Below are 11,998 nucleotides of genomic sequence, written 5' to 3' on the forward strand. Positions count from 1 at the left end.
TCCGCGTACTGGGCGTACGCGGGCGATCCCGACAACGCGGCGAGGCGCCGTGCCAGGCGTCGCGGGCCAGACGGGACTTTCGAAACACGCCCTAGTGGCGGTGCGGGGGCCGTGGCTCAGCGGACCGGGAAACCGAAGGAGTAGCCCTGCTCCTTGAGCCACGGCAGCAGCAGGCGCAGGGCCTCGACGGTCTGGGAGCGGTCCCCGCCCGCGTCGTGGAAGAGGAGCGTCGGTCCGTTGGGGAGTTCGTTCTCGACGGTGGTGACGATGGCGTCGGTGCCCGGACGTTCGAAGTCCTTGGAGTCCACGTTCCAGCCCAGCGGGCGCATGCCCCGTGAGGCGGCGAGCTTGCGGCTGTAGGGGGTGAAGGCGCCGCCGGGGGCCCGGTAGTACATCGGCCGGACGCCCCCGGACGCCTCGGTGATCATGCGCTCGGCGTCCAGGATCTGCTGCGACTGGTAGGCCTGGGACTTGGTGTCCATCGTGGTGTCGTGCGAGACGCTGTGGTCGCACAGCCGGTGCCCGGCCGCCACCACCTCCCGCACGAGGTCCGGGTGGGCCTGCGCCTGCGTCCCCACCATGCAGAACGTGGCGTGCACACCGTACTCCCGCAGCACTTGGAGCATCAGGGGGGTCCAGGTGGGGTCCGGGCCGTCGTCGATGGTGATGTTGACGCCCCGGGCGCCCCGGTCCGAGGCGTGCGCGATGGTCACCGCCACCGGCGCCGGGGTGCTGGGGCGCGCCGAGACAGCCGTCCGCGGGGAGCCGCCGCCGGCGGCGCCGGCCTGCGCGGTCCACACCGAGGCGCCGGTGGCCAGCGCCGTCACCCCGACCGCCGCCGCGATCACCCGGCCGTACCAGCCCCGCCCGCCATGCCGCGCCATGTCCGCCCCACTCCCCGCCGTTCCGGATCTCTTCCGTGCACCTGTCAGGACGGGGAAGGCCGGTCACGGGATCCGCCTGTTACGGATCACGGACGAATCCGGGGTGATACGGCGACAGGATGCCCCGCGGGCGCGGTGGTTCGGGGGGCGCGGACGATCGTCGGGGGCGGGCGATCGTCAGGTGCGGCCGATCGTCAGGTGCGGCGCCGACCGACCGGCCGCGCCGCACACCCTCGGTGTGACTACGGAACGTACACTATCATCACACTCCGTGAGGCTGGGGTGTGGTGCGTCCATCCGTCGGTCTGCCGATCCGTTGCCCGTGGAGGCGATTCATGGCATCTCTGCCGCGTCGTGGTGTTCTGAAGGTCCTGCCGGCCGCGGCCGGGGCGGCCGTGACCGCGGGCGCGGCCGCCGCCCGTGCGGCGACGCGCAAGGCGGCCGAGCCGGTCTTTCCGCAGCCCGCGACGCGCAGGGCGGTGCGGCGCAGCGGCCGGCTGGAGACCCGGATGACGGTCCGGTTCACCGAACAGGAACTGCCCGGGGCCGGCACCGTCCGCACCCGCACGTACGAGGGGTCCGTGCCGGGCCCGACCCTGCGTGTGCGTCCCGGGGACACCCTGCGGATCACCCACGTCAACGCACTGCCGCCGAACACCGGCCCGGCGCACCACGGCACCGACATCAACGTCCCGCACGGCTTCAACACCGTCAACCTGCACCTGCACGGCATGCACGTCGACCCCACGGGCGAGGCGGACAACGTCTTCCGCTCCTTCGAGCCCGCCGACAGGCCCGGCGGGACCACGACCCACCGCAGCACCGTCGCCGTACCGAAGGACCATCCGGCCGGCACCTTCTGGTACCACCCCCACCACCACGGAGCCACCGCGACCCACCTGCTGAACGGCCTGGCGGGGGTGATCGTCGTCGAGGGCGACATCGACGACGTACCCGAGGTCGCCGCGGCCGAGGACGTCGTCGTCTGCATCAACGAACTCAAACTGTCCGGCGGCCGGGTACCCGACCTGACCTCGGACGCCACCTACGACCGCCTCCCGTCCACCTTCCTGGTCAACGGCGCGACCAACCCCGTCCTGACCATCGCGCCGGGTGAGGTCCAGCGCTGGCGGCTCGTCAACGCCGGCGCCCTCACCACGCTCTACCTGCGCCTGGACGGGCAGCGGATGCACCAGATCGCCTCCGACGGCATCACCTACATGCGTCCCGTCGCCGTCACCGCCCTGCAACTGCCGGTGGGCGGACGGGCCGACCTCCTGATCCGCGGCGGCGAGCCCGGTGTCTACCAGCTGACCGCCGGGGGAGTGTCCCGGCCCCTGATGACCCTGAAGGTCGCCGGGACCCCCCGCTCGATGGCGCTCCCCACCCGACTGCCCGGCCGGCCGCCCACCCTGCCCGACCCCACCCGCACCCGCGCGCTCACCTTCCGCAGCTACGAGAACGTCTTCTCAGGGGACTTCCCCCACGCCTACCGCATCCTGGGCGAGGGGGAGACACCGCACGCCGATCCCGAGGCGGGGCGGAGGGATCCTGTCTGGGGCCGCTTCCGGCCGGACTTCGTCAACCACCGCGTCCGCCTCGGCCAGGTCGAGGAATGGACCGTCACCAACGACTCCCGACGCCACGCCCACCACCCCCTCCACCTGCACACCAACCACTTCCTCGTCACCGCGATCAACAACCGTCCGCTCGCCACCCCCGTCTGGCACGACACCGTCGGCCTCCCGCCGCACGGCTCGCTCACCTTCCGGCTGTGCGCCAGGGACTTCGTCGGCCGCGCCATGGTGCACTGCCACCAGTCCCAGCACGAGGACGAGGGCATGATGCAGATCATCGACTACGTGCGCTGAGGACCACCCGCGCCCAGCGGTCCGCGACTCCCGGCCACGGCGGCGGGGAGTCGCGGACCACTGCGGGTCTACTTGACCGTGACCCAGTCGAGGGTGCGTTCCACCGCCCTCTTCCAGCCTTCGTAGCCCTCCGCGCGCTGCTCGTCGGACCACTGGGGCTCCCAGCGCTTCGACTCCTGCCAGTGGGTGCGCAGTTCGTCCGTGTCCTGCCAGAAGCCGGTGGCCAGCCCCGCCGCGTAGGCGGCGCCGAGTGCGGTGGTCTCCGCGACGACCGGACGGCTGACCGGTACGCCGAGCACGTCTGCCTGGATCTGCATGCACAGGTCGTTGACGGTGATCCCGCCGTCCACCTTCAGTACGTCGAGATGGACACCGGAGTCCTGCTCCATGGCCTCCACGACGTCCCGGCTCTGGTAGCAGATCGCCTCCAGTGCCGCCCGCGCCAGATGGCCGTTGTCGTTGTACCGGGTGAGGCCGACGATCGCGCCGCGGGCGTCGGATCGCCAGTACGGGGCGAACAGGCCGGAGAAGGCGGGGACGAAGTACACGCCGCCGTTGTTCTCGACGGTACGCGCCAGCGTCTCGCTCTCCGCCGCGCTGCCGATGATCTTCATCTGGTCGCGCAGCCACTGCACCGCGGATCCGGTGACCGCGATGGAGCCCTCCAGGGCGTAGATCGCGGGGCTGTCACCGAACTGGTAAGCCACCGTGGTGAGCAGCCCGTGCTGGGAACGGACCAGTTCCGTCCCGGTGTTGAGCACCAGGAAGTTGCCGGTGCCGTAGGTGTTCTTCGCCTCGCCCGGCGCGTAGCAGACCTGTCCCACGGTGGCCGCCTGCTGGTCGCCGAGCATCCCGGCGATGGGGATGGCGGCACGCAGGGGCCGGGAGGTGCGGGTCGTGCCGTACGCCTCCGCGTGCGCCGAGGGGTTGATCTTGGGCAGCATCGCCCGGGGGATGTTGAAGAAACCCAGCAACTCGTCGTCCCAGTCGAGGGTTTCCAGGTCCATCAGCATGGTGCGGCTGGCGTTGGTCACGTCGGTGGCGTGGATACCGCCGTCGGGACCTCCGGTCAGGTTCCACAGGACCCAGGCGTCGGTGTTGCCGAACAGGGCGTGGCCCTGCTCCGCCGCCTCGCGGACGCCGTCGACGTTCTCCAGGATCCACTGGATCTTGCCGCCGGAGAAGTAGGTCGCCGGGGGCAGCCCCGCCTTGCGGCGGATGACGTCACCCTTGCCCTCGCGCTCCAGGGCCGCGGCGATGGAGTCGGTGCGGGTGTCCTGCCAGACGATGGCGTTGTAGTACGGCCGTCCGTTGCGGGGGTCCCAGACCACGGTGGTCTCCCGCTGGTTGGTGATACCGATCGCCGCCAGGTCCTCGGGAGAGAGGTTCCCGTGCCGCAGCGTGTTCTGGATCACCGAGTTGGTGCGCTCCCAGATCTCCACCGGGTCGTGCTCGACCCAGCCCGAGCTGGGAAGGATCTGGGCGTGCTCCAGCTGGTGCCTCGCCACCTCGTTGCCGGAGTGGTCGAAGATCATGAAACGGGTACTGGTGGTGCCTTGGTCCACCGCGCCCACGAAGTCCGCCATAGGGTGCCGCCTCTTGTGTGGGTGTCGGGCCCGGGTGCCAGGCCCCGGGTGTCAGTCGTTGCCCTCGGGGGCCGGGACACGACCGGGAGGCTCCGGCTCTGCCGTGGGGAGGAACCGTCCGACGAGGAACTTGTACAGGAAGGCGCCGAGCAGACCGCCGACCAGGGGACCGACGATCGGCACCCAGAAGTACAAGTTGTCGTACTGATCTCTCCAGGCTGTGCCGTACCCCGTGATGAAGCTGGCCAGCCGGGGACCGAAGTCACGTGCCGGGTTGATCGCGTACCCCGCGTCGGTGCCCCAGGCCATGCCGATTCCCACGACGACCAGACCGATGATCCACGGGGCCAGGTTGGCTCCCGGTGGAGTGTTGAGCAGGTCCGTGATGGCCAGGATCAGCAGCAGCAGGATGGCCGTGCCGATGACCTGGTCGCGGAAGGCTCCCCACTCGTGCACCGGCAGCTTCGGGTTGCCGTTGGCGGGGAGCGTCGAGAACACGCCCTGCGATTTGATGGTGTGGCCGGGGTCGTAGGTGCCCAGCGCCTCGGTGTAGTTCCACCGGACGATGAGGGCCGCGACGAACGCGCCGGCCGTCTGCGCCAGCGCGTAGGGCGCCACCTTGCTCCATGGGAACCCCTTGAACGCGGCCAGGGCCACGGTCACGGCGGGGTTGAGATGGGCGCCGCTCAGCCGGGCCGCGACGTACACACCCATCGTGACGCCGATGCCCCATGCCCAGGAGATGCTGTCGTGGTTCCCGAGGCCGCCGGGCGGGGTCGTGAGTCCTCCTCCGGCGACGACCTGGGCGACCACACCGCAGCCGAAGAGGATGAGAATCATGGTCCCGGCGAATTCGGCGGACAGCTCGCCGATCAATCCGAGTCTTTTCAGACGCTCAGCCATGGCATCTCGATTCCGGCCGGCTCAGGACCGGCCGTTGGATTGCCCGAGTCCTCATGGCATCAGAATAGGTCGATCAAGGACATATCGCACTAACAGGATATTTACCTGCGGTGACTGGTTTTCGCCGCTTCGGACGTCGTGATTCCGGATTCGGGGGCCTCCTGGGGATCCTGTGCAGAAGATTTGATTGAATCCTGCAGTTCACCGGGGGAGAGGGTTCACAGGGAGAGGAACGCGTGTGAGTGAACCGACCGGACTCGTCTGCCCGGAATGCGGTACCCCCAGGGCCGCCGACGGCGGGCCGGCCTGCTCCTGCGGCCGCCGCGCGGCCGACGCCCATCTCGAGACCCGTGCGGCGGAGGCGGCGGCCGCTGAGGACTTCGATCCGCTGCGCATCCGGCCGTTCGTCGAGGTGGGCGACGCCCCGGAGGGCTCCGCGGGCCCACCCGGGCCCCGTTCCTTACCGGAGTGGGACGACGTACCCCGGCCTGCCGACGAGGATCTCCCCTCCCCGCCCCGGGAACCGCTCCCGGCGGACGCCGTCCCGGGCGGCCGACGGCGACCGCGACGGGTCGTGCTGACCGCCGGCGTCGCGGCCGGGGCGGCCGTCCTGGTGACGGGCGGCCTGATCGCCGTGCTCTTCACGTACGACAGCCCCTCCCGGACCGGCGCCGGCCCCGACGACATGCGGGCCGACGTCCCGGCCGGTGCCGCCGGGACCGGCACCTCCTCCCCGGCCCCGTCCCGGTCGGCGTCCCCCACCCAGCGGTCCGCGAGCCCGACGGCGTCGCCGAGCGCGACCCCGTCGGAGAGCCGGGCCACCCCGACCGGCTCCCCCGGCCCGACCGCGTCGCCGACCGGCACCGGTGCCACCGCCACGGCCGCCCCCGCGCCCAGCCCCTCCGGCGGACAGGCCCCCGTCCTGCGCCTCGGCGACACGGGACCGGAGGTCACCGAACTCCAACTCCGCCTGAAACAAGCCGGTTTCTACGACGGTGAGGCGGACGGCGACTTCGACAGCGAGGTCCAGAACGCCGTGCGCGGCTACCAGTTGGCCCGGCTCGTCTTCGCGGACGAGTCGGGCGTCTACGGGCGGGCGACCCGGAAGTCGCTCGAATCCGAGACCTCGGAGCCGTGAGCCCGGCGCGGGCCGCCGGCGGATTCCGCGCCGCAGGAGTGCGAGGCGGTACGGGGTCGCCGGCCCGGACGCGGAACTCCCTTCCGCGCGACTTCCACGGCGCGTTTATGGCGTGCTCATGGCATGCAGGGGCCTCACGGGATCGACCAGAAGCCATCGCCCCAAGGCATGCTCGACGACAGTCGGGAACACGTCCGGTGCGCTGTCGGCGGTGGTTCGTGCCGCCCGGTCAGCGGGGGGAGGGCGTCAGTTCGGCCAGCAGCAGTGTGCGGTCGTCGGCGCCGGCCGCCCCGGACGGTGTCCGCAGCAGCCGTTCGCAGAGCGCGGGCAGCGCGCCCGGGTCGTCCGCGTCATGGGGCTCGGCCGCGGCCTCGTCCAGGGAACGGGCGAGCCGGGTGATCTCCTGGTCTATGTCGGCGTCGCGGGACTCGACCAGACCGTCGCTGTAGAGCGCGAGCAGCGCCGGTTCGGACAGGGACAGCACCGTCGGCTCGTAGCTGCCGGTGCCCAGGCCGAGCGGCAGACCCGCCCCGGCCAGGACGACCGGCTCGGTCCGGCCGTCCGGGCCGCGCAGCAGCGGGGGAGGGTGGCCGGCGCCCACCAGGGTGCAGGTGCGCTCCCGCGCGTCCCACTCGGCGTACACGCAGGTCGCGAACGAGGCGCCGGGGGTGTCGCTGGCCAGCGCGTCGAGCCGCCGTATGAGCTCGGCCGCGGGAATGTCGAGGCCCGCCAGCGTACGGACGGCGGTGCGCAGCTGGATCATCGCGACCGCGGACTCCGGACCGTGCCCCATGGCGTCCCCGACGATCAGGCTGACCCGGTCGCCCGGCCGTCTCAGCACGTCGTACCAGTCGCCGCCGACGACACTGCCCTTGCCCGCGGGCAGACAGCCGTGCGCGATGCGGCAGCCCTCGAACTTCTGCGCGGGGCCCGGCGGCAGACTGTCCCGGATGGCCAGCGCGGTGCGGCGCTCGCGCTCGTAGCGGCGCGCGTTGTCCAGGGCGACGACGGCCCGGGCGGCCAGCGCCTCCACGGCCGCCACGTCCGCGGGCCGGAACGGCTCCCGGCCCGCCGCGCGCGTGCAGGTGACGATGCCGATCGGGACGCCCCGCAGGCGCAGCGGGACGACGAGGAAGGAGGCGACACGCCGGATGTCCCCGATGCGCGTCTCCCCGCCCCCGGAGGCGACGAGCCGCTCGAACGTGTGCGGGTCCACCGCGTCCAGCACCTGCGTGTGCCCCGCCGCGAGGGCACGGGCGTACGGCGTCTCGCGGGGGAAGGAGATCATCTCGCCGACCGGCAGCGTGCCCTCCCAGTCCTCGGCCACGTCCGGCTCCACGCGCAGCGCCAGCCGGCGCGCCTCGACGCGGGGCGGATCCGCGGAGGGGCGCGGGGCGTCCTCCTCGCGACGCCAGCGTTCCAGCAGGTACACCGACGCGGCCTCGCAGAAACCGGGCGCCAGCGCGTGCACGACATGGCTGCCCGTCAGCCGCAGATCGAGTTCCGAGCCGATGACGTCGGCGGCAGGGGAGAACGCCGACCGGCGCGGCGAGGACAAGGGGTCGGGTGCGTCGGCGCTGCGGCTGCGCGGGTCGTTCCGCAGGGTCGTTGCCTTTCCGGTGGGTACGGCCGCGCGGCGGGGACAACGGATCACCACGCGTAGTCGGCAACTATATGATGAAGCGTCAAGTGCAGAGGTATGAACGGAAGTTGTGGTTCCGGAGTGCGGCGAACGTCACCAGGTCCGTGCCGTGGCCGGGTGCGTGGTGCGCAGATGTTCACTCAGCCAGTGCTCGGTGTTGCCGACGTGCAGCAGTGCGGCGGCCTGGCCGAGGGCGGCGTCCCGGGTGGACAGTGCGTCGAAGATGGCCTCGTGTTCGGCGAGGGTGCGGCCGGCGGCCTGCGCGTCGACCAGGCCGCGCCGGATGCGTGCCCGCAAAGTGCGGCCGGAGACGCCTTCCAGCAGGATGAGGAGGGTGCGACGCCGGTGGCGGTGACGACGGCGCGGTCGAAGGCGGCGTCGTGGGCGTTGAGCTGTTCGACGTCGTCGCGGGCCTCGCGCATGGCGTCGAGATGCCGCGCGACCACGGCCGGCTGGTCGTCGGTGAACCGGGTGGCGGTCAGTGTGGTGGCGACCGGTTCGAGCGGGACAGGCCCGGCCGGGCCGCCAGATCCTGCTCCGGCGGCGGCTTGGCCCCGGAGGCAGCGCGCCGGTGCGGATCAGCTCACGGATATGCTCGGCGGCCCTGTCCGTCAGGGACACCGCAACCCCCTCCGGGTCCGATCGTCGGCACCCGCATCCTCCCTGATGAGCATGCGGGTGACGTTGATGACCAGGGGAGGGTGGGCGCACCGTGGGCGCTGCCGTGCCCGCCGTGGGTCAGGCCCAGCAGCCGTTGACGGTCGCGGCGAGGCCGTCCATGGCGTCCTTGATGTCGTTCGGGCCGGCGGTGGAGCCGTTCTCGATGAAGGAGAACACCTTCCACTTGCCGTCCTTGCCCTGCGTGAGGCCGCTCAGCGCGATGGCGCCGGTGAGGGTGCCGGTCTTGGCGTGGACCTTGCCGACGGCGCACTTGGAGTTCACGTCGTCGAAGCGGCCCCACTCCGGGCCGAGGGTGCTGCCGGCCTCACCGGAGACGGGCAGACCGTCGAGGATGGAGCCGAGCGTGCGCTCGTAACGGGGCTGCGTCAGCAGTTCGAGGATCTCGGCGAGGGTGGCCGCCGGGATGCGGTCGGCGCGGGACAGGCCACTGCCGTCGTACATCTCGAAGTTGGTGAGATCGACGTCGTAGCGCAGGCTCAGCACCTGGCGTACGACCTCCGTGCCGCCCTCGAAGGTGGCCGGGCGGCCCGCGCCGAGCGCGGTCATCCGCAGCAGCGTCTCGGCCATGTTGTTGTCGCTGGTCTTGAGCATCGTGTGGACGATGTCCGACAGGGGGGCCGACTTGTGCCGGGCGACCGGCACGTCGTGCTCGCTCGCCGTGGCGCGGGTGACGTCTCCGTCGACGGTGACGCCGTTCGCGGCGAGCTGCTGGGCGAAGGCCTGCCCGGCGTCGAGCGAGGTGTCGTCCACGCCCTGCCCGTCGACGACCAGTGCGCGCACCGGGGCGACGGAGTCGGGGTAGTAGCCGGTGTTCCACCCGTTGGCCAGGGTCGGTTCGGGGAAGAGGCTGTCGTCCACGGCGACCTTCACGGTGGTCAGCCCCGCCGCCTTGAGGCCGTCGACCGCCGTCTTCGCCAGCTCCGCGAGATCGGCGCTGGTCAGGGTCCGGTCGCCGCCGCCGATGAGGGTCAGGGTGCCGTCGCCGTACACGACCTTCGTGGTGAACCGGTGCTCCGGTCCGAGGACGGTGAGGGCGGCGGTCGCCGTGGCGAGCTTGACGTTGGACGCCGGCATCAGCGCGGTGGCGCCGTTGTGGTCCCACAGAGTGTCGTCCGACTCGGCGTCCAGGACCACACCGCTGACATTGGACCCGAGGCGCTGGTCGACCACGCGGGCCTCGAGGTTGGTGACCATCTGCTGGTCGTCCGGGTCGAGATCGGCGGTGTCCTTGGCCGTCGTGCCGATGCCCTTGTCGACGGCGAAGGCCGAGGGGGCCGACAGCGCCACCGAGGCGACGGGCACGGCCATGGCGAGCACCAGAGCCCGCCGCAACCCGGGGCCACCCTGCCGGGGCTTGCGGTGCCGGCGTCGCCCGCCGGGCACGAAAAGGGCAGCGGAGGTCTCCGGGATCATGTCACTCATGGGGGTCCAGGCTTTCTGTGGGGGCCCTGTGGCCGTGAACTCCGGTGCACCTTACCGGAATTGAACGCTCCGAGGCTGAGACGCCCATCACGGACGAGTGCCATCTCGACGTCCTGGGGCGGAACTTCACAATCGATACGCCGTACCGTACGCTGACCCGCATGCCCCGCCGTACCTCTTCCCTGGACCGTGCGACACCGGACCGGATCGCCGAGGCCGCCCTCCTGCTGGTGGACGAGGGCGGCCCCGAGGCGTTGACCTTCCGGGCCCTGGCCGCACGCCTCGGCATCTCCCTGGCCTCCCTCCAGCGGCGCTGCACCGACCTGGCCGGGCTGCTCGACCTGTGCCTCGACCACCTGGCCGCCCGGCTGCCCGAACCCGCGCCGGGCACCGACTGGGCGACGGCCACCGAGGCCCGGTTCACCGCGCTGTACCGCCTGCTGGTGGAGCACCCGGGCCTGCTCGTACTGCGCGGAGCCCGCCCCTGGCTCGGCGTGAACCTGCTGGCCCGGCTGGTGGAGCCGCAGCTGGCCGACAGCCTGGCGGCCGGGATGACGGCCGAGGAGGCGATCGCCGCCTACCGCCGGATGTACCTGCTGACCCTCGGCAGCGCGAGCTTCGTCGACCACCGCGACCCCAGGTCCGCGCAGGCGCTCACCCGCACGGCACTCGCCGCGCTCGACCCGGAGGAGTTCCCGGCGCTGACGGGCCATCTCACCGCGATCGTGCCGACGGTGACCCGTCACGACGTCTACTACGGTGCCCTGCGCCAGCTCATCCAGGCCGCCGACCCGACCACGTCCGACGCCCCCTGAGGAGCCCACCATGACCCCGCCCGCCCGCGTCTTCACCAGCGACAACACCGCCGGCGCCTCCCCCGAGGTCGTCGAGGCCGTGGCCCGGGCCGCCGCCGGCCCCGCCAAGCCCTACGGCGCGGACGACGTCACCGCCGACGTCCGGCGGCGGCTGTGCGAGATGTTCGAGCACGACGTCGACATCCTGCCGGTCTCCACCGGGTCCGCCGCCAACGCCCTCTCCCTGGCCGCGCTCACCCCGCCCTGGGGCAGTGTGCTCTGCCACCGGGACAGCCACATCAACAACGACGAGTGCGGGGCACCCGAGTTCTACACGGCGGGCGCGAAACTGGTCCCGCTCGGCGGCGACGACGCGAAGATCGACCCCGACGAACTGCGGGCGGCCGTACGGCACAAGGCCGGCGACGTGCACAGCGTGGAGCCCTCGGTGGTGAGCGTGACCCAGGCGACCGAGACCGGCGCCGTGTACACCCTCGACGAGATCCAGGCCCTGGGTTCCCTCACCAAGGAGGCCGGGCTGCGGCTGCACATGGACGGGGCCCGTTTCGCCGGAGCCGTCGCCGCGCTCGGCCGTACCCCCGCCGAGCTGACCTGGCGTGCGGGCGTCGACCTGCTGTCCTTCGGGGCGACCAAGAACGGGACGATGACGGCCGACGCGATCGTCGTCTTCGATCGCTCCCTCACCCCCGAACTCACCTTCCGTGCCAAGCGTGCCGGCCAGCTGGCCGCCAAGATGCGCTTCCACGCGGCCCAGTTGGGCGCCTATCTGACCGACGGTCTGTGGCTGCGCAACGCGGCGCACGCCAACGCCATGGCGGCCCGCCTCCAGGACGGGCTCAAGGCTCTGCCCGACGTCGGACTGCTCGGCGTCGCCGACGCCAACGTCGTCTTCTGCCGACTGCCCCAGCAGGTCACCGAGCGGCTCCTGGCCGACGGCTACGCCTTCTATCACGACCGCTGGGAACCGGGCGTCGCCCGCTTCGTCACCTCCTTCGCGACGACGGAGCAGGACGTCGACGATCTGCTGGACGCCGTCCGCCGGCACGCCGGCTGAGC

The 11,998-nt window shown here is 71.8% G+C and carries 9 protein-coding genes and 1 pseudogene; 4 read left to right on the forward strand and 6 right to left on the reverse strand.

All coding sequences use genetic code 11. From position 1 onward, the window contains the following. Window positions 1-116: 116 nt before the first annotated feature. The gene (locus tag ACIBVL_RS40845; RefSeq protein ID WP_399105923.1) at window positions 117-884 is read right to left on the reverse strand and encodes a polysaccharide deacetylase family protein; all 768 of its coding nucleotides are present in this window, start codon (window positions 882-884) and stop codon (window positions 117-119) included. Between the two features lie 335 nt (window positions 885-1,219). Here ACIBVL_RS40845 and ACIBVL_RS40850 point away from each other — a divergent pair, with 335 nt between their 5' ends. After that, window positions 1,220-2,755, forward strand: coding sequence for a multicopper oxidase family protein (locus ACIBVL_RS40850; RefSeq protein WP_399105925.1), 1,536 nt, complete (start codon window positions 1,220-1,222; stop codon window positions 2,753-2,755). A 68-nt stretch (window positions 2,756-2,823) separates the two neighbouring features. On the opposite strand, the gene glpK is transcribed toward ACIBVL_RS40850, so the two are convergent. Together glpK and ACIBVL_RS40860 are read right to left on the reverse strand one after the other, a co-directional pair. Beyond that, entirely contained in the window at window positions 2,824-4,341 is a 1,518-nt protein-coding gene (glpK, locus tag ACIBVL_RS40855; protein ID WP_399105927.1) for a glycerol kinase GlpK, read from the reverse strand. 51 nt (window positions 4,342-4,392) lie between these two features. Beyond that, window positions 4,393-5,244, reverse strand: a complete 852-nt coding sequence (locus ACIBVL_RS40860; protein WP_399105929.1) for an MIP/aquaporin family protein — start codon at window positions 5,242-5,244, stop codon at window positions 4,393-4,395. A gap of 238 nt (window positions 5,245-5,482) precedes the next feature. Between ACIBVL_RS40860 and ACIBVL_RS40865 the strand changes: the two genes are divergently transcribed. Continuing rightward, entirely contained in the window at window positions 5,483-6,382 is a 900-nt protein-coding gene (locus tag ACIBVL_RS40865; protein ID WP_399105931.1) for a peptidoglycan-binding protein, read from the forward strand. Between the two features lie 229 nt (window positions 6,383-6,611). Here ACIBVL_RS40865 and ACIBVL_RS40870 read toward each other — a convergent pair whose 3' ends face one another. The 3 genes and pseudogenes from ACIBVL_RS40870 to dacB all read right to left on the reverse strand — a co-directional run bounded on the left by ACIBVL_RS40870 (window position 6,612) and on the right by dacB (window position 10,127). Then, entirely contained in the window at window positions 6,612-8,039 is a 1,428-nt protein-coding gene (locus ACIBVL_RS40870; protein WP_399105933.1) for a PP2C family protein-serine/threonine phosphatase, read from the reverse strand. Window positions 8,040-8,117: 78 nt separating this feature from the next. Beyond that, a pseudogene (locus ACIBVL_RS40875) lies at window positions 8,118-8,645 on the reverse strand (FadR/GntR family transcriptional regulator). A gap of 117 nt (window positions 8,646-8,762) precedes the next feature. Beyond that, entirely contained in the window at window positions 8,763-10,127 is a 1,365-nt protein-coding gene (dacB, locus tag ACIBVL_RS40880; protein ID WP_399105935.1) for a D-alanyl-D-alanine carboxypeptidase/D-alanyl-D-alanine-endopeptidase, read from the reverse strand. A 161-nt stretch (window positions 10,128-10,288) separates the two neighbouring features. Between dacB and ACIBVL_RS40885 the strand changes: the two genes are divergently transcribed. Together ACIBVL_RS40885 and ACIBVL_RS40890 are read left to right on the forward strand one after the other, a co-directional pair. Next, window positions 10,289-10,942: a TetR/AcrR family transcriptional regulator gene (locus ACIBVL_RS40885; protein WP_399105937.1), complete on the forward strand. Its 654-nt coding sequence runs from the start codon at window positions 10,289-10,291 to the stop codon at window positions 10,940-10,942. A gap of 10 nt (window positions 10,943-10,952) precedes the next feature. Then, a complete protein-coding gene (locus ACIBVL_RS40890; protein WP_399105939.1) occupies window positions 10,953-11,996 on the forward strand; it encodes a threonine aldolase family protein in 1,044 nt (347 codons plus the stop codon). Window positions 11,997-11,998 lie beyond the last annotated feature (2 nt).

The organism is Streptomyces sp. NPDC049687 (assembly GCF_044465285.1).
Lineage (GTDB): Bacteria > Actinomycetota > Actinomycetes > Streptomycetales > Streptomycetaceae > Streptomyces.